22 protein-coding genes and 1 riboswitch are annotated in these 25,821 nt (G+C 34.1%); of the genes, 17 read left to right on the plus strand and 5 right to left on the minus strand.

Annotation, left to right across the window (positions count from 1 at the left end):
- The first annotated feature begins 12 nt into the window (after nt 1-12).
- The 16 genes from CLMAG_RS09655 (at nt 13) to CLMAG_RS09725 (ending at nt 17,808) form a co-directional block, all read left to right on the plus strand.
- The gene (locus CLMAG_RS09655) at nt 13-1,296 is read left to right on the plus strand and encodes an amidohydrolase family protein (RefSeq protein WP_066621525.1); all 1,284 of its coding nucleotides are present in this window, start codon (nt 13-15) and stop codon (nt 1,294-1,296) included.
- Nucleotides 1,297-1,359: 63 nt separating this feature from the next.
- Entirely contained in the window at nt 1,360-2,784 is a 1,425-nt protein-coding gene (locus CLMAG_RS09660) for an NCS2 family permease (RefSeq protein WP_066621526.1), read from the plus strand.
- 70 nt (nt 2,785-2,854) lie between these two features.
- The gene (gene dpaL / locus CLMAG_RS09665; protein ID WP_242872988.1) at nt 2,855-4,042 is read left to right on the plus strand and encodes a diaminopropionate ammonia-lyase; all 1,188 of its coding nucleotides are present in this window, start codon (nt 2,855-2,857) and stop codon (nt 4,040-4,042) included.
- A gap of 101 nt (nt 4,043-4,143) precedes the next feature.
- Nucleotides 4,144-4,989, plus strand: a complete 846-nt coding sequence (locus CLMAG_RS09670) for an FAD binding domain-containing protein (protein ID WP_066621527.1) — start codon at nt 4,144-4,146, stop codon at nt 4,987-4,989.
- Complete coding sequence (locus tag CLMAG_RS09675; RefSeq protein ID WP_066621528.1) at nt 4,989-5,447, plus strand: (2Fe-2S)-binding protein; 459 nt, start codon at nt 4,989-4,991, stop codon at nt 5,445-5,447. Before CLMAG_RS09670 ends, CLMAG_RS09675 begins: the two co-directional genes overlap by 1 nt.
- A 21-nt stretch (nt 5,448-5,468) precedes the next feature.
- Nucleotides 5,469-6,722: a xanthine dehydrogenase family protein molybdopterin-binding subunit gene (locus CLMAG_RS34265; protein ID WP_066621530.1), complete on the plus strand. Its 1,254-nt coding sequence runs from the start codon at nt 5,469-5,471 to the stop codon at nt 6,720-6,722.
- A gap of 14 nt (nt 6,723-6,736) precedes the next feature.
- Nucleotides 6,737-7,684: a xanthine dehydrogenase family protein molybdopterin-binding subunit gene (locus tag CLMAG_RS34270; protein ID WP_066621532.1), complete on the plus strand. Its 948-nt coding sequence runs from the start codon at nt 6,737-6,739 to the stop codon at nt 7,682-7,684.
- Nucleotides 7,685-7,845: 161 nt separating this feature from the next.
- On the plus strand, nt 7,846-8,844 hold the full coding sequence (gene dhaK, locus CLMAG_RS09690; RefSeq protein WP_066621533.1) for a dihydroxyacetone kinase subunit DhaK: 999 nt from the start codon (nt 7,846-7,848) through the stop codon (nt 8,842-8,844).
- An 86-nt stretch (nt 8,845-8,930) separates the two neighbouring features.
- Nucleotides 8,931-9,566, plus strand: a complete 636-nt coding sequence (gene dhaL, locus CLMAG_RS09695) for a dihydroxyacetone kinase subunit DhaL (RefSeq protein WP_066621534.1) — start codon at nt 8,931-8,933, stop codon at nt 9,564-9,566.
- 18 nt (nt 9,567-9,584) lie between these two features.
- Nucleotides 9,585-9,914, plus strand: a complete 330-nt coding sequence (gene dhaM, locus CLMAG_RS09700; RefSeq protein ID WP_066621535.1) for a dihydroxyacetone kinase phosphoryl donor subunit DhaM — start codon at nt 9,585-9,587, stop codon at nt 9,912-9,914.
- A 202-nt stretch (nt 9,915-10,116) separates the two neighbouring features.
- Nucleotides 10,117-10,272: a hypothetical protein gene (locus tag CLMAG_RS32960; protein WP_169809800.1), complete on the plus strand. Its 156-nt coding sequence runs from the start codon at nt 10,117-10,119 to the stop codon at nt 10,270-10,272.
- A gap of 20 nt (nt 10,273-10,292) precedes the next feature.
- A complete protein-coding gene (locus tag CLMAG_RS09705) occupies nt 10,293-11,300 on the plus strand; it encodes a WG repeat-containing protein (RefSeq protein WP_066621536.1) in 1,008 nt (335 codons plus the stop codon).
- Between the two features lie 186 nt (nt 11,301-11,486).
- On the plus strand, nt 11,487-11,651 hold the full coding sequence (locus tag CLMAG_RS09710) for a zinc-ribbon domain-containing protein (RefSeq protein WP_066621537.1): 165 nt from the start codon (nt 11,487-11,489) through the stop codon (nt 11,649-11,651).
- 223 nt (nt 11,652-11,874) lie between these two features.
- Nucleotides 11,875-15,243: an ATP-binding protein gene (locus CLMAG_RS09715; protein ID WP_066621538.1), complete on the plus strand. Its 3,369-nt coding sequence runs from the start codon at nt 11,875-11,877 to the stop codon at nt 15,241-15,243.
- Nucleotides 15,244-15,539: 296 nt separating this feature from the next.
- A riboswitch (purine riboswitch) is annotated at nt 15,540-15,639 on the plus strand.
- 98 nt (nt 15,640-15,737) lie between these two features.
- Nucleotides 15,738-17,447, plus strand: a complete 1,710-nt coding sequence (gene ade / locus CLMAG_RS09720; protein WP_066621540.1) for an adenine deaminase — start codon at nt 15,738-15,740, stop codon at nt 17,445-17,447.
- A gap of 196 nt (nt 17,448-17,643) precedes the next feature.
- Nucleotides 17,644-17,808 (plus strand): zinc-ribbon domain-containing protein, encoded by a 165-nt coding sequence (locus tag CLMAG_RS09725; protein WP_066621542.1) that lies wholly within the window; start codon nt 17,644-17,646, stop codon nt 17,806-17,808.
- 85 nt (nt 17,809-17,893) lie between these two features.
- Here CLMAG_RS09725 and CLMAG_RS09730 read toward each other — a convergent pair whose 3' ends face one another.
- The 5 genes from CLMAG_RS09730 to CLMAG_RS09750 all read right to left on the minus strand — a co-directional run bounded on the left by CLMAG_RS09730 (nt 17,894) and on the right by CLMAG_RS09750 (nt 24,439).
- On the minus strand, nt 17,894-19,636 hold the full coding sequence (locus tag CLMAG_RS09730) for an NADH-dependent [FeFe] hydrogenase, group A6 (RefSeq protein ID WP_066621544.1): 1,743 nt from the start codon (nt 19,634-19,636) through the stop codon (nt 17,894-17,896).
- Between the two features lie 21 nt (nt 19,637-19,657).
- The gene (locus CLMAG_RS09735; RefSeq protein ID WP_066621546.1) at nt 19,658-21,595 is read right to left on the minus strand and encodes an NADH-ubiquinone oxidoreductase-F iron-sulfur binding region domain-containing protein; all 1,938 of its coding nucleotides are present in this window, start codon (nt 21,593-21,595) and stop codon (nt 19,658-19,660) included.
- Between the two features lie 37 nt (nt 21,596-21,632).
- Nucleotides 21,633-22,115, minus strand: coding sequence for an NADH-quinone oxidoreductase subunit NuoE family protein (locus tag CLMAG_RS09740; RefSeq protein ID WP_066621547.1), 483 nt, complete (start codon nt 22,113-22,115; stop codon nt 21,633-21,635).
- 262 nt (nt 22,116-22,377) lie between these two features.
- Nucleotides 22,378-23,757, minus strand: coding sequence for a sensor histidine kinase (locus CLMAG_RS09745; protein WP_066621548.1), 1,380 nt, complete (start codon nt 23,755-23,757; stop codon nt 22,378-22,380).
- Nucleotides 23,747-24,439 (minus strand): response regulator transcription factor, encoded by a 693-nt coding sequence (locus tag CLMAG_RS09750; RefSeq protein WP_066621549.1) that lies wholly within the window; start codon nt 24,437-24,439, stop codon nt 23,747-23,749. The genes CLMAG_RS09745 and CLMAG_RS09750 overlap by 11 nt, the downstream gene beginning before the upstream one ends.
- A 279-nt stretch (nt 24,440-24,718) precedes the next feature.
- Between CLMAG_RS09750 and CLMAG_RS09755 the strand changes: the two genes are divergently transcribed.
- Nucleotides 24,719-25,756 carry a galactose ABC transporter substrate-binding protein gene (locus CLMAG_RS09755; RefSeq protein ID WP_066621551.1) on the plus strand — a complete coding sequence of 346 codons (1,038 nt, stop codon included), beginning with the start codon at nt 24,719-24,721 and terminating at the stop codon, nt 25,754-25,756.
- Nucleotides 25,757-25,821: the final 65 nt, after the last annotated feature.

Below are 25,821 nucleotides of genomic sequence, written 5' to 3' on the forward strand. Positions count from 1 at the left end.
GGGGGCAACTTAATGCAAGATAGGTATGCCATTAAGGGTAATATCATTTTTACTAAAACTCCAGAGAGGTTTGAAGTACTTGAAAATGGATATCTTGTTGTAGAAGGCAAATTCGTAAAAGGTATTTACAGAAGTCTTCCAAATGAATTCAGGAAAATAAAGATAATAGATTATGAAAATGCAATTATAATACCGGGATTTGTTGATCTTCATTCACATGCACCACAGTTTCCAAATTTGGGGTTAGGACTTGATAAGGAACTAATGAACTGGCTTCAAACATATACGTTTCCCGAAGAATTCAAGTATTCAAATAGTAGTTATGCAAAAAAAGTGTATTCAGCCTTCATAAAGGAACTATGGAGATTTGGTACAACTAGAGCATGTGTTTTTTCCACTCTTCATAAGAACACAACAAAATTATTAATGGATTTATTCGCTGAATCAGGATTATCAGCATACGTAGGCAAAGTAAATATGGATAGAAATTCACCGGAATATTTAATAGAAACAACAAAAGCCTCAATTAAGGATACAATTGAAATATTGGAGGAATATTCAAATAAATATGAACTTGTGAAACCAATAATCACTCCAAGATTTGTTCCAAGCTGTACTTTTCAGTTGCTAAAAGGTTTGGGGAATTTGGCCCAAAAGTACGATGTTCCTGTACAATCTCATCTGTGTGAAAATTATGATGAAATTAGTTTCGTAAAAAAATTGCATCCTGATTATAAAAACTATTCAAGTATATACAATGATGCCAGATTATTTGGAGATGTGCCTACGATTATGGCTCATTGTGTTTTGGTAGATGAAGATGAGATTGAACTTATGTCAAGAAAAAAGGTTTTTGTTGCTCATTGTTCAAATTCCAATTATAATCTATCAAGCGGTATTGCACCTATTAGAAGCTTTATAACAAGAGGAATTTCAGTAGGACTTGGAAGTGACATATCTGGAGGACATAGTCTATCAATGATGAATGTGATTGTAAATGCTGCTCAGGCATCAAATATAAAATGGCTTGAAAAGGGCAGGGCAGATAAGCCTCTTAGTATTTCAGAGTTATTCTACCTGGCAACCAAGGGTGGAGGCAAGTTTTTTGGCAAGGTAGGAAGCTTTGAAGAGGGCTATGAGTTTGATGCTTTGATTATAGATGATAGCAGCCTATATGCATTTAAACCATTATCAATAGAAGAGAGGCTGAAAAAGTTTATTTATATTGGTGATGACCGAAATATTAAGGTAAGATATGCAGCAGGTAAAAAAATAGAAGAGCCTAGGTGTTACTGAATTAAAGTTTTCAGGATTCATCAATCTTGAAACTTTAATATAAATTTATATGGGAGGTATCTTATGCAAACCAAAATTAATGGTGAGAAAAACTCATTTTTGGAATCCTTTTTTAAATTAAAGGAAAACAAGACAAACGTAAGGACAGAAATACTTGCGGGAGTTACTACTTTTATTACAATGGCCTATATAATATTTGTCAATCCTAATATCCTTAAATTAGCAGGCATGAACTCAGCAAATGCAGTAGGTGATGCAGCTGGAAAGTTTGCTGTTGGTAGTGATCCGATAGTATCAGCAGTATTTGTTGCTACTTGTCTAGCAGCTGCAGTGGGTACATTCATAATGGGATTTTATGCAAATTTACCTTTTGCACAGGCTCCAGGAATGGGACTAAATGCATTCTTTACATTTACAGTTTGTATGACATTGAAATTCACATGGCAGCAGGCACTTTCTGCAGTTTTAATATCAGGAATTTTATTTATAATTATTACAGTTACTTTAATACGTGAGAAAATAGTTGATGCTATACCTCAAAATCTTAAGTTTGCAATTTCTGGAGGTATAGGATTATTCATAGCACTTATTGGATTAAAGAGTGGAGGAATAATAGTTGCAAACCCATCAACTCTTGTTGGGTTTGGAAACTTTACACAGCCAGGAACACTGCTTACTTTAATAGGAATTGTGATAACTGGTATTCTTATGGCTAAAAACGTAAAGGGATCAATACTTATAGGTATTATCTTAACTACGATTATAGGAATTCCTATGGGTATTACTTCACTATCTAATGTACATGTTTTTAGTGCACCTCCTTCACTTGCCCCTACTTTTGCTGCATTTGACTTTGCCGGTCTTTTATCGAAGGGTGGAGGCAGTATATTAGGTGCAATCTTAATTGTTATCATGGTTGTAATAACAATTTGTTTAGTGGATCTTTTTGATACTATTGGAACACTTGTTGGAACTGCTACAAAGGCAGGTATGGTAGATGAAAATGGTAAGGTTTTGAGAATGAAAAAGGCTCTTATTTGCGATGCAGTTGCAACAACTGCAGGTTCAGTTTTAGGAACTAGTACCGTTGTAACCTATGTTGAATCAACAGCCGGTGTAACTGCAGGGGGAAGAACTGGTCTTACATCTGTAACAGTAGGTGTATTATTTATTCTCTCATTATTTTTCTCAGGACTTGTTGGAATAGTTCCAGGTCAGGCTACAGCACCAGCACTTATTATAGTAGGTGTTTTGATGTTAGGAGCTGTTAAAAATATAGATTTTAGTGATTTTACAGAAGCACTGCCTTCTTTTTTCGCAATTGCAATAATGCCTTTTAGTTATAGCATAGCAAACGGAATTGCAGCAGCTATGATATTTTATCCAATAGTAAAAGTGGCTACAGGAAGACATAAAGAACTCCACCCAATAGTATATATACTTGCTCTATTATTCATTTTAAGATTTATATTACTTCCAGGGGAATAAAATAACTAATATATTTTAGAGGGAATGCTGAGCCATATCCCTCTAAAACTATAACATAATGGGGGGATTTATGTTGAAGTGGATTGTTAATAAAAATAAAAACATAGGGGATCATAAACCATTATTAGATGAAAGTACTTTATCTGAGATTAAAAATTTTCATGAGAGCTTTAAGGAATATGAGCAGACACCACTGATTAGGTTAAGGGGAATGGCTGAACAATTAGGTTTGTCTGAGATTTTTGTTAAAGATGAATCCTTTCGCTTCGGATTAAATTCATTTAAAGTTCTAGGAGCATCTTATGCTATCGGTAAGCACTTAACACAAAAATTAGGAAGGGATATAGGTGAAGTTTCATTTTCTATGCTAGGATCTGATAAAGTAAAAAAACAGCTTGGAAAACTTACCTTTGTTACTACTACAGATGGAAATCATGGAAAAGGGGTTGCCTGGGTAGCTAAACAATTAAATTATAAAGCAGTTGTATACATGCCAAAGGGGACTACCAAAAATAGATTGAATAATATTACTGAACTGGGGGCAGAGGTCAGTATTACGGAATGGAACTATGATGATACTATACGTTTTACAGCAGAGCAAGGTATTAAAAATAGATGGGAAGTTATTCAGGATACAGCATGGGATGGTTATGAAGATGTTCCTAAATGGATTATGCAGGGATACTCAACTTTAGCCCAGGAGGCCATTGAGCAGTTAAAGGGTGAAATACCAACCCATATATTTTTACAGGCAGGTGTGGGAGCTTTTGCAGGTATTATTGCTAGCGTATTTGTGACTGCTTTTAAGGAAAATTCACCGATGATTATAGTGGTAGAGCCAGATAAAGCTGACTGCTTCTACAAATCTGCAGAAGTAGGTAAAATCGAAACAGTTAAGGGTGAGATGAATACAATAATGGCTGGACTTGCTTGTGGAGAACCTAACCCAGTTAGCTGGGAGATTTTAAAACACTGCGCAGATGTATTTATATCAGTACCTGATTGGGTCACCGCAAGAGGAATGCGTGTTTTAGGAAATCCTCTTAAAGGAGACACAAGAGTAATATCTGGAGAGTCAGGAGCTGTAACAGCAGGAGTATTGTCTATTGTTGCAGGTAGTGAGAGATATAAGGGCCTAAGAGAAATATTAAACCTCAATAAGGAATCTAAGGTTTTAGTTTTCAGTACAGAGGGAGATACTGACCCCGAGGTATATAGGCGAATTGTTTGGGACGGAGACTATCAGAGTTCGCTATAGTCTATTTTTATAGATATCCAACTACAAACTTAGATTTAGTCTCAATAATATACAGATATTGGAAAAATATTTATACTAATTTACTGGGAGGAGTTTCAAATTTGGTAGATTTTCTTCAACCTAATACAGTTGATGAACTTAAGGTTTTACTTTCTAAAAATGCTAACTCAAAGCTGCTGGCAGGTGGAACTGATTTAATGCTTGGTCTAAAGAAAGAGGAAAAAAGTCCTAATTGCTTAATATATATGGGTAAGGTAGCAGGGCTTAAAAATATCAATGAAGATAGTAAGCAGATAATCCTTGGGAGTATGGTTACATTTGCTGAAGTAAAAGAAAACATGATTATAAAGAGTAATTTTAATTCTCTTTTTCTATGTGCTAAAAATATGGGGTCGCCACAAATTAGAAATATAGCAACTATAGGCGGTAATATAGTGAATGCAGGATCAGCTGCTGACATAGTGCCATGTTTAATAAGTCTAAATGGGGTTCTTGTTATAGAATCAGTGAATGGGACGAGGCAAATAAGCTGTGAGAAATATTTTAAAGACTATTCCACTCAGAAAGTTAAGGAAAATGAAATTATGACAAAAGTCATTATACCAAAGCAGAATAGATTAAGTGGATACTATAAGCTGGGAAAAAGAAATGCCTTAGCTATATCAAGAGTTAGTACAGCTATAAGTCTAAGAATTGAAGATAAAATTATAAACAATATTTCTATATCCTTAGGAGCAGTTGGGAGATTTCCGTTTAGAGTTGCGGAACTAGAAAAACAGGCTGTAGGCAAACAAGTTCACTGGCTTTTTAGTGAAGAGCCTTTAAAGATTCTTGAGGATACGGTGTATAAAGGTATAAAGGAAAGAAAGACTATGCCTTTTAAAAAGGAAGCAATTAAAGGAGTATATAGGAAGGCTGTAGAGACAGCTATTGAGGGAGAGATGTAATGAAGATTAGTATTAAGGTTAACGGGAAGGAATATGTAAGGGAAATTAATCCATTACTTAGGTTAATAGATTTTTTAAGAGATGAATTAAAGTTGAAGGGGACAAAGGAAGGTTGCGGAGAAGGTGAATGTGGTGCCTGTACGGTAATTATGAATGGAAGAACTGTGAACTCATGTCTGGTATTTGCGGCAGCGGCAAATGGAGCAGATATAGTGACTATAGAAGGTGTTAGTTTGAACGAACTCCATCCTATCCAACAGGCTTTTATTGAAGCTGGTGCAGTGCAATGCGGTTATTGTACTCCGGGAATGGTTTTAAGTGCTAAGGCTATGCTTGATAATAATTTAGAAGTAACAGAAGAAGAGATAAGAGAAGGGATATCAGGAAATTTATGTAGATGCACAGGCTATGACAAAATTGTTGAGGCAATACAGCTTGCTCAAAGAAAACTAAGTTAGGTAAAGAAATAGGTAGGAGGGATGAATGTGAAGGCCGTTGGTAAAGGTTTGATAAGGCCTGATGCATATGATAAGGTTTTGGGAAGGGCTCTCTATCCTGATGACATTGAATTTGAAGATATGCTTTATGCTGGTGTTAAGAGGAGTACAATTCCCTATGGCAAGGTATTAAATATAAATATAGAAGAGTTAAAGAAGCTTCCTGGTGTAGAGTGCGTAATAGATTACAGTATGATTCCTGGAGCAATAACCCATGGAGTTATATTTAAAGATATGCCTATTTTAGTTAAAGATATGGTCAAAAGGCTTGGAGACTGTATAGTTCTTATAGTAGCTAAGGATAAGAAGTCTCTTCATAGAGCTTTAAAAAGTGTAAAGGTAGAATATGAGGAGTATGAAGGACTCTTTACATTAGAAGATGCGCTCAAAGATGGTGCGCCCATTCTTGGCAATGAGAGCAATGTATTATACGATATAAAAATTAAAACTGGAGATATTGATGAAGGGTTTAAAGCTGCAGCACATATTGCTGAAAATTGGTATTCCACTCCTATGGTTGAACATGCTTTTCTTCAGCCTGAGGCTGCAGTTGCTAAACTCGATGAGCACGGTGGAATAAGTGTCTTTGTTGCAACACAGTACCCTTACTATGATAGAGAAGAAGTGGCTAGATGCTTAAATATTGAGGAAGGTAAAGTAAGAATAATAAATACAGCAATAGGAGGAGCCTTTGGTGGAAGAGAGGACATCAACCCACAGTGTCATGCAGCCCTTGCTGCCTATATTACTAAAAAACCGATTAAAATAGTGTACTCTAGGGAAGAGTCTACTATTTCACATAGTAAGCGTCATCCTATGAAAATGTATTATAAAACAGGTGTAAGGGCTGATGGAAAACTATGTGCTTTGAAAGCTAGAATATATGGAGACACAGGAGCTTATGCATCATGGGGAATGAATATCCTGAGGAAAGCTGCGGTACATGCAACAGGACCATATGTCATTCCAAATGTTTACATTCAGGCTTTAGCAGTCTATACAAATAACTCATACAGCGGTGCAATGAGGGGTTTTGGAGCAACGCAGGTTCCATTAGCCTGTGAAAGTCAAATGGATATATTGGCAGAAAAGCTTGGTATCCATCCATTGAAGTTTAGATATTTAAATTCTTTTGAATTAGGAAATGTTACAGCAACAGGACAAAAGTTAACAAGCAGCGTTGGCCTTAAAAAGTGTATTGAAAAAATAGCTGAAGTAGATGGAATAGAGCTGTAGGGAGGAGGTTTTCTATGAAGAAAAGAGGAGTAGGTTATGCTTCCATATTCTATGGAACTGGTTACGGAAATGGCTTTCCAGATGAATCGAGGGCTACCGCTGAAATTACACCAGAGGGCATGATAATAATATATGTGGGAGTTGCGGATGTTGGGTGTGGTGCTATAAGCATAATGTGGCAAATTGCAGTGGAGGCTTTAGGTATAGATAAGGAACTAGTTAGTTTAAAATATGATAACACAAGTTTAATCCGTGATTCTGGAACCGGGGCAGCAAGTAGACAAACCTATAATACTGGAAATGCAGTACTTGATGCATGTAGTAAGCTAAGGGAAAATATGAAAAGTGCAATTAATGGTGAAGATAACCTAAGCATAGAGGATTCCAAGCTAGGTGTTATATATTTACAGATGATTAGGAAAAACATTGATACAAGAGTAGAAGGTTATTTCAAGGCCGCAACTTCAGAGATTAATTTAGAAACAGGGCAAGGAGACCCCTATTGGCCATATAGCTTTGGTGTCCAGAGGGTAACTGTTGAGGTTGATGATGAAACTGGTAAAGTTGATATTATTAATGTTTTTACTGTAAATGATGCAGGAAAGATGGTTAATCCAGTGCTAGCAGAGGGCCAAGCTCAAGGTGGTTGTGCTATGGGAATAGGCTATGCAATTATGGAAGAAATTCAGTTGAATAAAGGAGATATTAAGAATAGAAGCTTTTCCAATTATATTATACCAACAAGTAAGGATGTTCCTAAAATAGAGACATTTTTTGTTGAGGATATTGAAAAAAGCGGACCTTATGGAGCTAAGGGTCTCGGTGAACCAGTTATGATCCCAACTGCTCCCGCTATTATAAACGCAATATATGATGCTGTTGGAGTTAGAATTCATGACCTTCCAGCAACTTGTGACAAAGTGCTTCTTGCCATTAGGAACAAGACTATGCATTTTAAATAATTTAAAAGAAGCCATTAAGAAAATAGATAAAAACTTGCATAGAAACTCTAATAAGACCGGTAGGTTCAAATATGCAAGCGTTTGTAAAAGAGGGGGACATTAGTGGCTGTTAGTTATCAGATAAAGGCAACTTTAAATTTTAAGGGGGAATATAATATATTATGAAAAAATTAATAAACAATCCTGAATATGTAGTAGAGGATATGATAAGCGGAATGATAGCTGCTCATCCTGAGTACTTAAGAAAGAGCGATGCTGGAAATATACTGGTAAGAAAAGAATCACCAATAAAAGGCAAAGTAGCACTAGTAAGTGGTGGAGGAAGTGGACATGAACCATCACATGCAGGATATGTAGGAAAAGGAATGCTTGATGGTGCAGTAGCAGGGGCTGTATTTACATCTCCAACTCCAGACCAAGTATATGAAGCAATTAAGGAAGTTGATGGTGGGGAAGGAGTTCTTTTAGTAGTAAAAAATTACACTGGGGATATAATGAACTTTGATATGGCAAAAGACATGGCTGATATGGATGGAATAAAGGTAGAGAGTGTAGTAGTAAATGATGATGTAGCAGTTGAAAACAGCACATATACAGCGGGAAGACGTGGAATTGCAGGAACGGTGTTTGTACACAAAATAGCAGGAGCAAAGGCGGAACAGGGAGCAAGCCTAGAGGAAGTTAAAAGAGTAGCTGAGAAGGTTGTAGCAAATGTACGCAGCATGGGTATGGCGCTAAGCTCATGTATAGTTCCAGCAGCAGGAAAAGCAAACTTTACTTTGGCAGAAAATGAGGTGGAAATAGGAATGGGGATACACGGTGAACCTGGAACTCATAGAGGAGAAATAAAGACAGCAGATGAAATAACAGAGCATTTAGTTACAAAGATTTTAGAGGATATGCCTTTAGGTAAAGGAATTGAAGTTGCGGTCATGGTTAATGGGCTATCAGGAACTCCTTTAATGGAACTTTATATAGCTAATAAAAAAGTAAGTGAAATACTGTGTGAAAAGGGAATTAAGGTTCATAAAACTCTTGTAGGGGAATTCATGACTTCTCTTGAAATGGCAGGTTTTTCAGTAACTATATTAAAATTAGATGATGAGCTAAAGGCATTATTAGATGAAAAAGCAGATACACCTGCATTAAAGGTATATTAATAAGATATCTGAAAAATAGATTAATGTATTATGTGTTTATTATTTTTCAACACGTCTAACTGTAAAATATAAGAGGAGAGATATATATGAGCATAAGTGGTGTACAGGTAGTAGAGATATTAAATAAAATCATTGAAGTGATAGATGAAAATAAAGCATACTTAACAGAGCTGGATGCTGCTATAGGTGATGGCGACCATGGATTAAATATGAATAAAGGCTTTACAGCTGTAAAAGAAAAAATAAAGGATGACAATGGAAGTAATATAGGTGATATTTTAAAAAAGACTGGTATGGCATTGGTATCTAATGTAGGTGGAGCAGCAGGGCCTCTATATGGAACAGCCTTTATGAAGGCTGCCGCTACCGTCAATGGTAAAGAAAATATTGATATAAACGATTTTATAAAAATGTTAGAAGAAGCATTAGCAGGTATTAAGATGAGAGGAAAAGGAGTCCTTGGAGAAAAGACAATGATAGATGCTATTGAACCAGCATTGGAAACTTTAAAAAGTTCAGTAGCTTCAGGACTAGGATCTGCAGAAGCTCTAAAAAGGGCTAAAGATGCAGCTTTAGAGGGCGTAGAAAACACTAAAAAGATTATTGCAACAAAAGGAAGAGCTAGTTACCTAGGGAAAAGAAGTATAGGTCATCAAGATGCAGGAGCTACTTCAAGTTACTTAATATTAAATACAATCTATGAAGAAGTAAGCAAGAATTAAGAATCGAGGTTATATGATATGGTAGGAATAGTAATAGTGTCACATAGTAGTAAAGCGGCAGAAGGGATTAAAGAGCTGGTAACTCAGATGTCAGTAGATGGTAAAATAGCTACTGCAGGGGGAACAGCTGATGGAAGACTAGGTACAGATGTAGATAAGATTCTTAATGCTGTAAATGAAGTTTACTCTGAAGATGGGGTGCTTATACTCTTTGATTTAGGTAGTGCATATATGAATGCTGAAATGGCTGTAGAGTGTTTAGATGAAGAAATGAAGAATAAAGTAGAAATAATTGATACAGCATTAATAGAGGGAGCGTTGACAGCAGCGGTAGAAGCAAGCATATGAAAGAGTAGAGATGAAATAAAAGAATCCTTAAAGTCAATGTGTCTCGGAAAAATGCCGTAATTTGGAATTGAAAAATGATCTATAGAAGACAACTTCTATGGATCATTTTTTGTCCTTATAGAATTAAACAATATTGTATTGTATAATGTGGGATGGGAAACATAATTTTAAAGAATACTAAAGGAATAAGGGAGAATGAAAGATGTCAGATAAAAATATTGAAATGATGAAAAAATTAATTGAAGAAAAGAAGAAGAAAAGTTCGCAGCAGGGATCTATTTTAAGACCGCAAAAGAATATTGGCAGTGGTACTAGTAAGGTTAAGACAAGTAAGAAAACTGGCGGACTATTTGATTAATAGAAAGGAGAATTTAAAAGATGAGTTCAGACAAGATGCTTTATCCAATTAAATCAAATGATAAATACGGATACATAGATAACGCTGGTGAAGTTTGTATAGAACCTAAGTTTGATTATGCTGAAGAGTTTGATGGTGAACTAGCAATAGTAGGTATGGCGGAAACCTTCGGATTTATAGATAGAAAAGGAAATATGGTAGTTGAAGCTAAATATAATGATGTTTATAATTTTAGTGAAGGTTTAGCAGTAGTTGAGTTAGAAGGAAAAAAAGGCTATGTAGATACTAAAGGTAATTTAGTTATAGCCCCTACATATGACGAAGCTAATGATTTTTCAGAAGGATTAGCAGCAGTAAAATTAGGATATAAATGGGGATACATAAATAAAGAAGATAAGATGATTGTAGAGGTTGACTTTCTAGATGCCTTTGATTTTAGTGAAGGAATGGCATTAGTTCAATCAGGAGGAAAATTCGGATATATAGATATTACTGGAACTATGGTTATAGAGCCAAAATATGATTATGGTTATGGTTTTTCAGAAGGGCTAGCAGCGGTAAGATTAGGAAACAAATATGGATATATAGATATAGCAGGCAATATGGTCATTAATGCCAAATACCATACAGCTAATGACTTTGAAAATGGGTTAGCTGCAGTTGAATTAAAAAATAGGTATGGATTTATAGATAAAGAGGACGCCATGATTATACCTGCAAAATACGATTGGGCAGATAATTTTTATGAAGGATTTGCAACAGTAGCTATTGAAGATAAATATGGCTTTATAGATAAAGAAGGTAAGGAACTAATTCCGATAAAATTTGACAATGTAGATTTTGTTAGTGAAGGCTTGATATCAGTAGAGGTAGAAGGTAAGTGGGGATATATAGATAAAGATTGTAAATTTATTATAGAACCAATTTATGATGAAGTATCTAAATTTGTGGACGGAGTTGCAAAGGTTGTTTTTGAGAATAAGACTATGTATATAAATAAGAATGGAGAATATATATGGAAGGTATAGTTTAAATGTAATTATAAGAAAATCAGAAATGTGTTGCTTATTGTTTATATATGTGATATATTTATATACGTTGTGAATTTAACAATTACAAACAAAAGATTTAATAGGATTAAAACATTACCTTTTTGGGCATATAAAGTAAATCTGTTTTAAATCTTAAATATGAATAAAGAGGAGAATGTTTAAATGGCAGATAAGAATTTAATTTGTAAAGATTGCGGAAAAGAATTTGTATTCACTGAAGGCGAGCAAGCTTTCTACAAAGAAAAAGGTTTTGAAAATGAACCACAAAGATGTCCAGATTGTAGAAGAGCTAGAAAGCAACAAAACAATAGAGGATTCCAAAGATAATATATCTTTGATTAAAAACTTATGGAGATTAGTCTTCATAAGTTTTTTTATTTGAATAATATTATATTTTATTAGCAATTGATATTGTAATCAAGTATTAGCAATGCAGATTTTGTTTGTCTGTTTTCCTGGTTGTACAAGGGTATTTGTAGAAAAATAGCTAAAAATTTGGTACAATAGTGTTAAAGACTACTTTAAAATATAAAGTTATAGAGAGGGTTTTATGAATAAATCTAAAGTAACTGTTTTGAGATCAGCTTTTCTGCTTATAGCATTAGTTATATCTTTAAGTATAATTTTTATTTTTGGCAATAAAAATGCTAAGTCCATTGCTGAAAAGCCTGTAGCTAAAGATGGAGTGCTTGATCTAAGAAATTGGGATTTTAAGAAGAAGGGTATTGCTAAACTTAATGGTCAGTGGGAATTTTATTATGATAAGCTGCTCATACCAGAAGACTTTCAAAATGAAAATAAGCCTATAAAAACTGGACTACTCAACATTCCTGGAAGCTTTAGCAGCTACATATATAATGGACAACTATTAGACAACCAGGGCTATGCTACTTATCGTTTGAAAGTTCTCACAAATAATGTTGAAGATTTATATGCTATAAAAACAGAATACATTCAAACATCCCATAAGTTATGGGCTAATGGCAGAGTTGTTGCTGAGTCGGGAAAAGTAGGGAAATCTAAAACAGAAATGGTCTCAAAGGTTGCACCTGCGGTAGGTGCTTTTTACGATAAAACTGGAGAAATTGAAATAGTTCTTCAAACCTGCAACTATTATTATGGTGTTCCTCAGATTGATACCATTTTGCTTGGTACGGAAGCTCAAATTAGTGAATATAGAGCCAAACATATGGGCTTTGATTTATTTCTTTTTGGAAGTACTCTTGTAGCTGGTATATATAATTTTGCATTATTTCTTAGAAGGAAAAAGGATAAGGCCACCTTATACTTCTCCATAGTATGTTTTCTAGTAGGATTAAGAACTATTTTAGTTGATGAAAGATTAATTTATAGTGTATTTCCTAATATGAACTATATATTTGATATTAAGCTTCTATTATGGACATTTTTCCTCTATGTACCAATGCTTGTACTCTTTATTAATAGCTTTTATCCTAATCTCTTAAATAAAAGTGTAGTAAAAGGTTCAAGCATCATTGGAATAGTGTATTTTTTTGTCATACTTATGCTACCCACAATATACTATAATGGACTTATATTTCCTTTTGAAATAATATCCAACTTTTTGTTGTTATATATCCTATATAAATTAGTTTACAGATATATCACTGAAGGGCAGAAATGCGAAATGGTTATTGTTGCTATATTCCTGCTATTTATAACTAGACTTAATGATATTTTATATGAATATTCAATAATTCAGACAGGGTCTTATGCGCCCGTAGGTATGCTTATTTTTATTTTTGCTCAGTCCTATGTGTTGGCAGATAGATTTTCAACGACTTTTTCTAATATTGAAGAAATGACAGAAAAGCTTAAATCTATTGATAAACTAAAAGATGATTTTTTAGCAAGTACCTCTCATGAATTAAAGACACCATTAAATGGTATTATTGGGCTTTCAGAGAGTTTAGTTTCAGGTATATATGATCCTTCTAATAATGAACAGAATGAAACACTTGAATTGATTCAGGCAAGCGCCAAGCGGTTATCAAACTTAGTTAATGATATTTTAGATTTTTCTAAGTTAAAAAATAATGATGTTAATTTGTATATGAGAGCAGTAGATATTAGACAATTGACTAATATTGTGATAAAGTCTTGCAAGCCATTCCTTCGAAATAAGAAATTGAACATTGTCAATAGCATAGGTATTGATATGCCATGGGCCTATGGAGATGAGAATAGAATTCAACAGATTCTATATAATTTAATAGGAAATGCAATGAAATTTACCCATTATGGTGAAATCAAAATATCTGCAATAGAAAAAGATAACTATTTAGAAATTACTATATCCGATACTGGTATGGGTATTCCTAAAGACCAAATATATAAGATTTTTGAACCATATGAACAGGTAGAGGGAATAAACAAAAACTATGGAGGAACTGGATTAGGATTACATATAACTAAAAAGTTAATTCATCTTCATGGTGGACAAATAAAAGTCCAGTCTATACTCAATAAAGGCTCAAAATTTATATTTACACTACCAAAGAGTGATTATCTAAGTAGATGTAAAGATGAATCGCAGGTTAATTTAGCTAATCAAGCGGAAGAACCAGTAGGCCAAATAAAAGAGAAAGAAAAGAACAAATTTAACAATTCTAAGGATAATAAGAGAATTCTTATTGTAGATGATGAGCCTGTAAATATAAAAGTATTAAAGAATTTTTTGGAATACGAAAAATATACAGTTATTTCTGCTGATAACGGCAAGGAAGCAATTAACATTGTCAGTAATGATAAAGAACTAGACCTTGTTATTTTGGATATGATGTTGCCTGATATGCTGGGGTATGAAATATGCAGCTTACTCAGAGAAAAATACTCGCTTCTTGACCTGCCAATTTTAATTATGACTGCAGACAATCGTACAGAAAGCCTAGTAGTTTCTTTTGAATGTGGAGCTAATGATTACTTAAGGAAACCATTTGAACGTTCTGAACTTCTAGCGAGAGTAAAGACTTTGATAGAATTAAAGCAATCTGTTCGAAAAGCCATAAACCTTCAGAAGGAAGTAGCAAATACTACAAAGCAGGTTGAAGTATTAAGTGAAAACTTTGAAGAGAACAAAAGAAAACTATCAGAGATATTAGAATATGATAAGTTGAAAAATGAGTTCTTTGCAAATATCTCTCATGAATTAAGAACACCACTGAATGTAATATGGAGCAGCGTACAGCTCCTCCAATCAATAAATATAGGTAATTCACAAGATGGATATGATGTAAACAAATATCTTAAGATAATGAATCAAAATTCGTTGAGGCTTCTAAGATTAATAAATAATTTAATAGATACTACAAAAATAGATAGTGGGTACCTATCGCTTAATTTAATAAACGGTAATATAGTATATATAGTAGAAGAGATAACTTTATCTGCAGCAGACTATATTAAATCACAGGGCATAGAGCTAATATTTGATACAGATGTTGAAGAAAAATATATGGCCTTTGATGTGGATAAAATCGAAAGAATCGTACTTAACATACTATCTAATGCAATTAAATTTACAGAAAAGAATGGCACAATATTTGTTAATATCTATGATTTAGGTGATAAAATTCAATTATCTATTAGGGATACAGGAATAGGAATACCTGAAGATAAGCTGGATAAGATATTTGAAAGGTTTGTGCAGGTAGATAAATCTCTTTCCAGAAGGAGCGAAGGTAGTGGAATTGGGTTGGCGTTAGTAAAATCCTTAGTGGAAATGCAAGGAGGAACAATACACGCTAAAAGCAAATTAGGAGAAGGTAGTGAGTTTGTTGTAGAACTTCCGGCAAAACTAGTGGAAGAAGATGGTGAAGTAAATGCTTATTCTGTTTATGATTCATCTAATTCTAAAGTAGAAAGAATTCAAATTGAATTTTCAGATATATATGAATGAAGTGAAACCTAAATTATATGAAAGCATCAGGTCTGATAGTCATTACAGAGTACTTCAGTTGAATGACTTGACACCTTATTTATTTGTGATAAAATAAGTGAAGTGAAAATTTAATTAGTAGTTATCCGATGACTATCCGCTCTAATACTCCCTCTTCTCCAAGAGTACGTTGCGAGCGGCTACGTCCCTGGATTCGTACGACTAAGAATCAGATGGGGGTTAAATGCCTAAATGGCATTTAACGGGCAATGCCCTGGAGTCGAAGACAAACTCCATCTGATTCAAGTCTTAACTTCATTAGATAAATAATTTGACTTCGTATAACTCTAACGATATGGGTTAGGGGTATCTACCAGGGACCAATAATTCCTGATTACGAAGAGAATGCACCTAGGTGCATTCTCTTTGTAATCAGGAATTTTTTATTTCCAAATGTATTTTAGTAAGCATAGCATATACTAAGTACAACAGTTATTTATAAAGGAGTAGATAAGATGAGTGTAGAGATGAAACAAAAAAGGATAAGTATTGCTGTTGAGAAAGAGAAGGCAGAGCTAGTAATTAAAAATGCAAATATTGTAAATGTATTTACCAAGGAAATAGTTAAGGGTGATATAGCTATTTCTATGGGGCAGGTTGTAGGCATAGGTACCTATAGTGGTATTAAAGAGATTGATGCTAAAGATAAATATGTGTGTCCAGGATTAATTGATAGTCATGTGCATATTGAATCTACTATGGTTACACCTTCAGAATTTGCCAGAGCAGTTTTGCCTCATGGAACAACAACAATTATTGCAGATCCTCATGAAATTGCTAATGTATGTGGAATTAATGGAATTAACTTTATGTTAAATGAATCAAAAGAAGTGCCTTTAAATACTTATTTTATGATGCCTTCCTGTGTGCCTAGTACTCCTTTTGAGAATAATGGTGCAGATTTAACTGTTGAGTTAATGGAGCCATTTGTATCCAATGATAGGATACTTGGACTTGGAGAGGTTATGGATTATCCATCAGTAATCAATGGTAATGAAGAGATGTTAAGAAAGATTAATTTATTCGATAATAAAATTATTGATGGACATTCACCTCATTTAAGTGGAAAGGAACTTAATGCCTACCGTTCTGCTGGTATTATTACCAATCACGAATGCTCAACTCCGGAAGATGTAATAGAACATCTTAGGCTAGGAATGTATGTGCAAATAAGAGAAGGTTCAGCAGCTAAGAACTTAGAAAATATAGTAAAAGGCTTACTTCAGAATAGAATGGAATTCAATAGATGTATATTTTGCACTGATGACAAGCATTTAGAAGACATAAGAAAAGATGGGCATATAAGCTACAATGTTAAAAAGGCTATAGCTTGTGGTGTAGATCCAATTGAAGCAATAAGCATGGCAACTATTAATACAGCCCAATGTTATAGATTAAAAAGACTTGGGGCTATTGCTCCAGGGTATTTGGCGGATTTAATAATATTAAATAGCATTGAAGAGTTTAGCGTTGATAAGGTATTATGTTCTGGTGAAATAGTGTATGAAAATGGGAGGCTTATAGTAGATATCTGTAACAAAGTAGAGGATAGAAATGTTTTTAATACAGTGAGAATCCCTGACATTAATATTGAAGATTTAAAAATAGAGTTAGATAACAACATTGCAACGGTAATAGGTTTGACTTCAAATGAACTTATAACAAAAAAAGAGACATTAGAAGTTACGGTTAAAAATGGAAAATTTTCTGCGGATGAGTACTTTTCAAAGGTAGCAGTTATAGAGAGACATAAAGCAACGAAGAATATAGGGCTTGGTATAGTTAGCAATTTTAATATTAAAAATGGGGCAATAGCAAGTACTGTTGCTCATGATTCTCATAACCTAATAGTTATAGGTGATAATGATGAGGATATGCTTCTTGCTATAGAGGAGTTGAAAAGAGTAAATGGGGGATATACAGTTATAAGTAAAGGAAAGATAATGGGAACGTTGGAGTTGCCAGTAGCAGGGCTAATGAGTGATAATAATGCAAATTATGTAGAGAATACCTTAAAGAAGATGATTGAAGAGGCCCATAAGCTTGGAATTAATAATAAAATAGATCCTTTTATTACGTTATCTTTTCTCTCACTGCCAGTAATACCAGAAATAAGAATAACAGACCAGGGTCTATTTGATGTTACACAATTTAGATTTATTTAAAATATTTTTAATTTAAAAATGTTTTAAAATGTTAAAAAGGTATTGCTTAGTATTTAAATGTATGATATACTTATCTACGTTGTGAAAATATTAGCAACAATAAAAAAGATTTAATACGATTAAAACATTACCTTTTTAGGCGTATAGAGTAGATCAGTTTTAAATCTTAAATATGAATAAAGAGGAGAATGTTTAAATGGCAGATAAAACAATAGTTTGTAAAGATTGTTCAAAAGAATTCTTATTTACTGAAGGCGAGCAAGCTTTCTACAAAGAAAAAGGATTCGAAAATGAACCACAAAGATGTCCAGATTGTAGAAGAGCTAGAAAGCAACAAAACAATAGAGGATTCCAAAGATAATATATCTTTGTAATAGAAAACCTATAGGGTTAATCCCTATAGGTTTTCTTGTTACATGCTTAATTGGAAGTTCTTAACTAAGTATTTATATTTTTTCTCTTGGTGTGTAGTGAGTATGAAGAAGATCATGAGCCCTGTCGCCGCCGATTTCTCCCATATATTCTTTGTACATTGCTTGAACAGCAGGGTTTTCATGAGACTTTCTTATTTTTTTATTTCTATCTTCTTCGTATATAGCTTCCATTCTTTTCTTTACTATATCCATGTTACCAAAGTGATATGGTTGACCTCCGCCGTCTATACATCCTCCCGGGCAGGCCATTATTTCTATAGCATGGTATTCAGCTTCACCTGATTGTATTGATCTAAGTAAAGTTCTTGCATTTCCGAGACCGTGAGCTACACCTATTTTTATATCTTTTCCATTTATGTTCACAGTGGCTTCTTTGATGCCTTCAAGACCTCTTACACCATGAAACTCAACCTTATCCAAGGTTTCTTTAGTAAGCCACTCATAGGCGGTTCTAAGAGTTGCTTCAATAACGCCTCCAGTAGTTCCAAATATTACAGAAGCACCTGTTGATTCACCAAGTGGATCATCAAAATCTTCATCCGGTAGAGTTTTTAAATCTAGACCTGCCTCTACAATCATATCAGAAAGTTCTCTTGTGGTTATAACTAGATCTACATTCTTTTCGCCTTCATGTTCTAGCTCCGGTCTTACTATTTCATATTTTTTTGCAATACATGGCATAATTGAAACTACAACAATTTTTGATGGATCAATACCAAATTTATCTGCAAGGTAAGTTTTGGCAATGGTACCAAACATAATATGTGGAGACTTACAGGTTGAAGGTATATCTAATAAATCTGGAAATTGATGCTCTATGAATTTAACCCAACTAGGACAACAGCTTGTAAGTATTGGAAGTCTTCCGCCGTTTTCAAGTCTATCTATGAATTCATGAGCCTCCTCAACAATAGTAACATCGGCAGCGAAATCTGTATCAAATACTTTCCTAAATCCTAATCTCCTGAGAGCTGCCACCATTTTTCCTGTAACAATAGTTCCAGGTTCCATATCAAATTTTTCACCAAGGGCCACTCTTATAGCCGGAGCGGTCTGCACAATAACATATTTATCAGGATCCCTTAAGACATCCCACGCTTTAGCAACATTACTTACTTGTGTAAGTGCTGCTGTAGGACATACCGCAACACATTGACCGCAGAAGGTACACATGGTATCCAGCATTGGACGACCAAAGGCAGGAGAAACTACAGTCTCAAAACCTCTATTTACTGCAGATAGTATTCCACAGGTCTGAACATCATTACACATAGTTTCACATCTTCTACACATTATGCACTTATCAAGATTTCTATAAAGAGCACCACTAGAGGAATCTTTTTTGTAATTTGACATAGCGCCCTTATATTTAATTTTTCTTATTCCTAGTTCAGCAGCAATTTTTTGAAGCTGACATTGAGTGTTTTTTTCGCATACAAGACAGTCAGTAGGATGATCTGATAGTAGAAGTTCTACCATTGTACGTCGTGCTTTTATTGCTCTTAAAGTGTCAGTTTTAACAACCATTCCTTCAAGAGCTTCTGTTGAGCAAGATGGGGCAAGATTACGACGTCCTTCTATTTCAACAACACAAACTCGACAGGAAGAAGTTCTATTTACCATTTTTATATCGTGAAGATCAAGGTAACAGAGGGTTGGAATGTTTACATTTATAGAGCGTGCAGCATCTAAAATAGATGTACCCTCTGGCACAGATACTTTCAATCCATTTATAGTGAGATTAACCATTTTCATGCTTCTTACTCCTTTACGTTTTTATCTTCTTGAAACTGCATTAAATTTGCACCTTTTTTCACAGGCACCGCATTTTATACATTTTTCTTTATCAACTACATGTGCTTTTTTAACATCACCGGAAATTGCATTTACAGGGCAAGCCTTTGAGCAAGCTGTACATCCAATGCACTTTTCTGGATCTATGTGATATTTAGCTAATGCAGGACAAACACCTGCTGGACAGCTTTTATCTTTAACGTGGGCAACATATTCATCCCAGAAGAAGTTCATTGTACTTAAAATTGGGTTTGGTGATGTTTGACCAAGACCACAGAGGGAACAATCTTTAATTATAGGACCAAGATCCTGCAGTCCCTCAAGATGCTCCATAGTACCATTACCTTCTGTTATATCTGTTAGAATTTCAAGAAGTCGTTTATTTCCAACTCTGCATGCAGTACATCTACCACAGGATTCATCTACACAAAACTCTATATAGAATTTTGCTATATTAACCATACAGTTATCTTCATCCATAACAATCATACCGCCAGAACCCATCATAGAACCTATTCCAGTAAGAGTTTCATAGTCTATAGGAGTATCTAAGTAATCAGTAGGTATGCATCCACCAGAAGGGCCACCTGTTTGTACTGCCTTAAATTTCTTATCGTCTTTAATGCCTCCTCCAAGATCGTAAATAATTTCTCTTAAGGTTATTCCCATAGGTACTTCTACTAAGCCGACATTATTAATTTTACCGGCTAGTGCAAATACTTTTGTTCCTTTGCTCTTTTCTGTACCTATAGAACTAAACCAATCAGCTCCCCTTATAAGTATAGGGTTTATATTTGCAAAAGTTTCAACGTTGTTGATATTAGTAGGTTTCTTCCATAGACCAATTTGAGCTGGATAAGGAGGTTTAACAGTAGGTTCTCCACGACCACCCTCTATTGAGTTTATAAGAGCAGTTTCCTCTCCGCATACAAAAGCTCCGGCGCCATATTTTAAATCTATATCAAAAGAAAAATTAGTGCCTAAGATATTTTGTCCAAGCAATCCTCTATCATAAGCCTGCTTAATGGCAATTCTTAACCTCTGTATAGCAAGTGGATATTCAGCTCTAATATATATATATCCTTTGCTTGAGCCCACACAATATCCTGAAATAGCCATAGCCTCAAGAACTGAATGAGGATCACCTTCAAGTATACTTCTATCCATAAATGCACCTGGGTCACCTTCGTCTGCGTTACAAATAATATATTTTACCTCAGCTTGTGATTTTCGAGACATTTCCCATTTTGTTCCTGTGGGAAAACCTCCGCCCCCTCTTCCTCTCAATCCGCTTCTTTTAACTTCATCTATTACTTTCTCTGGTGTCCATTCTACTAAAGACCTTCCAAGAGCTTCATATCCATCCATAGCTATGTATTCATCTATATTCTCAGGATTAATAAGACCACAATTTCTAAGGGCAATTCTCATTTGTTTCTTGTAAAAAGGAATATCACTTTGTAGAGCTGCCCTTTTTTCGGTTTCAGGGTCTTTATAAAGAAATTCTTCTACCGGTTTTCTACCAACAATATGTTCTTTTATAATGGATCTAGCCTTTTCTGGTGTGATTTCAATATAAAAAACATTATCAGGCATTATCTTAACTATAGGGCCTTTTTCACAAAAGCCAAAGCAGCCTGTTGTAACAACTTGAACTCTTTTTTCAAGTCCTTCTTTTTTTATCTCTTCTTCTAGAACTTTAACTACCTCTATACCTCCCGAAGCCTGACAGCCAGTTCCGCCACATACGAGAATATCTACTTCATGGTCTTTGCTTTCTGCTTGATCTGATGGTAATCCACAGGCGCTATTACCCTCTTGATTGCAGGGGTTATTCTCTTCTGTAAAACGATGTAGAATTAATTTCTTATATTCTTCCTTTAAGGATCTTAGCTCCTCAAGGGAGTTTATTCTAGCCATATATATACCTCCATTCATTGAGCTTAAACAAAAATATTTAACCTTCTGTATATTCTTTTATTATTCCTTCAACATCCTCCACTTTGACTCTTCCGTAAACCTTCCCATCAACTGTTACAACAGGAGCAAGACCACAAGCTCCAACACATCTTAACGTATCAATTGTAAACATACCATCTTCTGAAGTATTGTTATCCTTAATCTTTAGTCGTGTCTTAAATTCATTTAAAATTTTATCAGCACCTTTTACAAAACAAGCAGTTCCCATGCAAACACTAATAATGTGTTTACCATGTGGTTCTAATGAAAAGAATGAGTAAAAGGTTGCAACTCCAAATACCTTTGCAGCAGTAAGGCCAAGTTTTCTAGATATAAATAGCTGTACCTCCTCTGGGAGATATCCAAATATATCTTGAGCTTCATGGAGTACATTTATAAGGCAACCTTCTTTTTCTTCTAGTCCATCAATGTAGTCTTCAAGCTTTTTTAGTTTTTCTTTATCCAAGTTGTGCTCGCTCATACTTTACCTGCCGGATTAGCAGGCTTTTCACCATCCTTTCCTCGATATCTAGATTATAAATTAGTTGTATTTTCTGATTTAAAAGACAAAGTTATTATCTACATATGTTTGAAAAATTATTACTTATATAGGTATTTTGAACAATGCAATGGGATTTTGGAGATATTATACAAAATATGAATTGTAGGATTGGAAAGTTATTGGTGAATGTAAAAGCTGTTAATAATATGTATTTATCAACAGCTTTTATAAGTAAAATATATTATTTAGTTGGCAACTTAATAGTCACTTTAATGCCACTTTTGGGGTTGTTTTCAATAGATATACTTCCATTATGATTATCTATAATTTGTTTTGTAATGGCTAGTCCTAAACCAGTTCCACCTGTTTTTTTTGAACGTGCTTGGTCAACTCGATAGAATCTATTAAATAATTTCGGTATGTCTTCTTCCGGTATCCCTATACCTGTATCCTCTATATAAATTAGAACAGTATCTACTTCCAGACGAGAGGTAATCTTTATTTCACCCTTAGATGGAGTATACTTTACACTATTATCCATTAGAGCTCTTAGGGTTTGCTTTATAAGTTTAAAATCTGCGCAAATAATTATGGAATCATTTTTTTCATTTATTATATAATGATTTGGAGCAATAACTCTACTTTCCTTAACTACTTCATCAATTAGTTCATTTAATGGGAAAGTTTCTTTTTCTAGATTTAAAGACCCGCTGTCTCCACGAGCAAGAAAAAGTAATTTTTCAATAAGATTTGTCATATTGGATGTTTCATTTTTGATAGTATTAATAGCCTCTTGAAGAATCTCTTTATCATCCTTTCCCCATCTATCTAGTAAATTAATATAACCTTGTATTACAGAAATGGGAGTTCGCAGCTCATGAGAAGCATCTGATACAAATTTGCTTTGGCTTTCAAAAGAATCTTGAAGTCTTTCAATCATTTCGTTAAATGTGGCAGCAAGTCTTGATAGTTCATCATCTGCTGAAGTAACTTCTATTCTTTTGTTTAAATCTCGTACACTTATACTTTGAGCAGTTTTTGTAATTTTATCAATAGGTTTCAATACACGCTTACTTACGAAGGCTCCTGAGATTAAAGCAATAATTATCCCAATAACATTGGAAATAACCATATTAATAAAAAGTATTTTAAAAAAATGATACTCATTGTCCATGTCCTTAATAACTATAAGGTGAAAGATTTTATTGCTTTTTGATTCTATAGAAGTAGTTTTATATACTAAGAGTCTTTGATCTCTTTCAATTTTCATTGTTTTATTTAAATCATAGTTTAGTGCAATGTCAACATTCCATTCAGAAGAGGCACTAACTACATTTCCTCTACTATCTAATAGCTTAACATGTATATCTTCATTAGGATTTATATCTTGAAGAAGATTTTCCGTATTTAGGTCTATATTGTTTTTAGCCAATTGATTAATTTTAGTAATAATGATTTTGCTAGAACCATCAACCTGCCTGAAGGATTGATTAATAAGAAAATATTTAACTCCATGAAATACAGACCAATTTAGTACTATGAGAACTAAGAAAAATACAAATGCATAGACCAAAGTTAGCTTTAAAGATACCCTTGATAATTTTAAAAATCTAGTCCTCATTACTGTACTCCATTATCATATACCCTACACCTCTTACGGTGTAAATAAGTTTGTCCTTATAGGAATCATCGATTTTGCTTCTTAAATATCTAATATACACATCTACAATGTTGGTATCGCCAGCATATTCATATCCCCATACCTTTTCTAGTATTTGATCTCTGCTTAACACAATGTCTTTATTTCTTATAAGGCATTCTAATAAATTATATTCTTTTTTTCTTAATTCTATAATTTTTCCATTCCTTGCAACTTGATGTTTTTCTAGATCCATAATTAAATCTTTAACTTTCAATGTTGCTACATGATTGTCCAATGTTCTTCTTCTTAGGTTTGCTCTCACTCTGGCAAATAATTCTTCTATGACAAAAGGCTTTGTTATATAATCATCTGCACCACTATCAAGACCAGATATCTTATCGTATATATCATCCTTTGCAGTAAGCATAATAATTGGGATGCTAGAAAACTGTCTCACCTGCCTACATACTTCAATACCATTTATTCCTGGAAGCATAATATCTAAAATCACTAGATTGTAATTATTTTCCTTAACTTTACTTATGCCCTCAAGCCCATCTGTGGCAATATCAGTTTTATATCCCTCATGGTTTAACTCTAATTTAATAAACCGAGCTATATTTTCTTCATCTTCAACTAATAGAATTTTACTAGTATCCATAAATATCATCTCCTAATATAATTGTTAACATTTGAACGTAATAAACTCAAGTTTTTATTCCGTATAATGCATATAAGATAGACCATAACATATACCATGTATCGTTAAAAGATTAATTTAATTCTAATTATATCTCAATAAGCTTTCAAGTTGTTATAAATTTAGGGTGAAAACTATAAAAATTTAGTAATATATTAGCACTGTGCTAAATAAAGTATAGTATAATGCTTAATTTAAAGTACATTAATGGTTTAATTTAAATAATTAGGGGGTACTTTTATGAAAAAAATAGTTTCAATGGTAATGTTAGCAGCTGCTTTAGCGGCCGGATTTACTGGGTGTGGTTCAAGTAGTCTAAGTGGACAAGCTACTAATACTTCTGCGGACAAGCCATCTATAGGCTGTGCTATTTACAAGTTTGATGATACTTTTATGACTGGTGTTCGTAACGCAATATCTGATGCTGCAAAAGATAAAGCTAATGTTGAAATCGTTGATAGTCAGAACTCACAGACCACACAGAATGATAAGGTGGATCTTTTTATAACAAAAAAAGTAAGTAGTCTTGAAGTTAATCCTGTTGATCGTACAGCAGCAGGTGTAATAATTGATAAGGCAAAGAAAGCCAGTATTCCAGTTGTATTCTTTAATCGTGAGCCATTAGCAGAAGATATGAAAAAGTGGGACAAAGTTTACTATGTTGGTGCAAAGGCTGAACAATCGGGAACAATGCAAGGTGAACTTATAAGTAAGTACTGGAAGGCTCATCCAGAGGCTGATAAGAATAAGGACGGAGTTCTTCAATATGTTATGTTAAAGGGTGAACCAGGACATCAAGATGCTGAACTTCGTACCAAATATTCTATTAAAGCTATAGAAGATGCTGGAATGAAAGTACAGAAACTTGCTGAAGATACAGCTATGTGGGACCGTGTAAAAGGGCAAGAAAAAATGGCTGCTTTCTTAGCTGCAAATGGAGATAAAATAGAGGCTGTATTTGCCAATAATGATGATATGGCTTTAGGAGCTATTGAAGCTTTAAAAGCTGCTGGATATTTTAAAGGCACTAAATATGTTCCTGTAGTTGGTGTTGATGCAACTGCACCGGGCTTACAAGCAATCCAAGATGGAACAATGCTTGGAACAGTATTGAATGATGCTAAGAATCAGGGCATTGCGACTTTTAAGCTTTCAGAAGTATTAGCAAAAGGTCAGACTCCAAGCAAAGATAACACTGGATATGATATCACTGATGGTAAATATGTATGGATATCTTATAAACCAATAACTAAGGATAATATAAATGATGCTAAATAAGGCATTTGCGGAATGGGGGGTAACAAAACTTTTGTTACACCCTTCCTTTCTAAGTAAATGATTAG

The organism is Clostridium magnum DSM 2767 (genome assembly GCF_001623875.1).
Taxonomy (GTDB): domain Bacteria; phylum Bacillota; class Clostridia; order Clostridiales; family Clostridiaceae; genus Clostridium_AM; species Clostridium_AM magnum.

What these genes read in the sequence shown, in the direction of transcription:
- CLMAG_RS09660 (WP_066621526.1), top strand. Translation starts at nt 1,360, where the DNA reads ATGCAAACCAAAATTAATGGTGAGAAAAACTCATTTTTGGAATCCTTT.
- CLMAG_RS09745 (WP_066621548.1), bottom strand. Translation starts at nt 23,757, where the DNA reads ATGAGGACTAGATTTTTAAAATTATCAAGGGTATCTTTAAAGCTAACT.
- CLMAG_RS09710 (WP_066621537.1), top strand. Translation starts at nt 11,487, where the DNA reads ATGGCAGATAAGAATTTAATTTGTAAAGATTGCGGAAAAGAATTTGTA.
- CLMAG_RS09675 (WP_066621528.1), top strand. Translation starts at nt 4,989, where the DNA reads ATGAAGATTAGTATTAAGGTTAACGGGAAGGAATATGTAAGGGAAATT.
- dpaL (WP_242872988.1), top strand. Translation starts at nt 2,855, where the DNA reads ATGTTGAAGTGGATTGTTAATAAAAATAAAAACATAGGGGATCATAAA.
- CLMAG_RS09725 (WP_066621542.1), top strand. Translation starts at nt 17,644, where the DNA reads ATGGCAGATAAAACAATAGTTTGTAAAGATTGTTCAAAAGAATTCTTA.
- dhaK (WP_066621533.1), top strand. Translation starts at nt 7,846, where the DNA reads ATGAAAAAATTAATAAACAATCCTGAATATGTAGTAGAGGATATGATA.
- CLMAG_RS09715 (WP_066621538.1), top strand. Translation starts at nt 11,875, where the DNA reads ATGAATAAATCTAAAGTAACTGTTTTGAGATCAGCTTTTCTGCTTATA.
- CLMAG_RS09655 (WP_066621525.1), top strand. Translation starts at nt 13, where the DNA reads ATGCAAGATAGGTATGCCATTAAGGGTAATATCATTTTTACTAAAACT.
- dhaL (WP_066621534.1), top strand. Translation starts at nt 8,931, where the DNA reads ATGAGCATAAGTGGTGTACAGGTAGTAGAGATATTAAATAAAATCATT.
- ade (WP_066621540.1), top strand. Translation starts at nt 15,738, where the DNA reads ATGAGTGTAGAGATGAAACAAAAAAGGATAAGTATTGCTGTTGAGAAA.
- CLMAG_RS34265 (WP_066621530.1), top strand. Translation starts at nt 5,469, where the DNA reads ATGAATGTGAAGGCCGTTGGTAAAGGTTTGATAAGGCCTGATGCATAT.
- CLMAG_RS32960 (WP_169809800.1), top strand. Translation starts at nt 10,117, where the DNA reads ATGTCAGATAAAAATATTGAAATGATGAAAAAATTAATTGAAGAAAAG.
- CLMAG_RS09755 (WP_066621551.1), top strand. Translation starts at nt 24,719, where the DNA reads ATGAAAAAAATAGTTTCAATGGTAATGTTAGCAGCTGCTTTAGCGGCC.
- CLMAG_RS09705 (WP_066621536.1), top strand. Translation starts at nt 10,293, where the DNA reads ATGAGTTCAGACAAGATGCTTTATCCAATTAAATCAAATGATAAATAC.
- CLMAG_RS09740 (WP_066621547.1), bottom strand. Translation starts at nt 22,115, where the DNA reads ATGAGCGAGCACAACTTGGATAAAGAAAAACTAAAAAAGCTTGAAGAC.
- CLMAG_RS09730 (WP_066621544.1), bottom strand. Translation starts at nt 19,636, where the DNA reads ATGAAAATGGTTAATCTCACTATAAATGGATTGAAAGTATCTGTGCCA.
- CLMAG_RS09735 (WP_066621546.1), bottom strand. Translation starts at nt 21,595, where the DNA reads ATGGCTAGAATAAACTCCCTTGAGGAGCTAAGATCCTTAAAGGAAGAA.
- CLMAG_RS09750 (WP_066621549.1), bottom strand. Translation starts at nt 24,439, where the DNA reads ATGGATACTAGTAAAATTCTATTAGTTGAAGATGAAGAAAATATAGCT.
- dhaM (WP_066621535.1), top strand. Translation starts at nt 9,585, where the DNA reads ATGGTAGGAATAGTAATAGTGTCACATAGTAGTAAAGCGGCAGAAGGG.
- CLMAG_RS34270 (WP_066621532.1), top strand. Translation starts at nt 6,737, where the DNA reads ATGAAGAAAAGAGGAGTAGGTTATGCTTCCATATTCTATGGAACTGGT.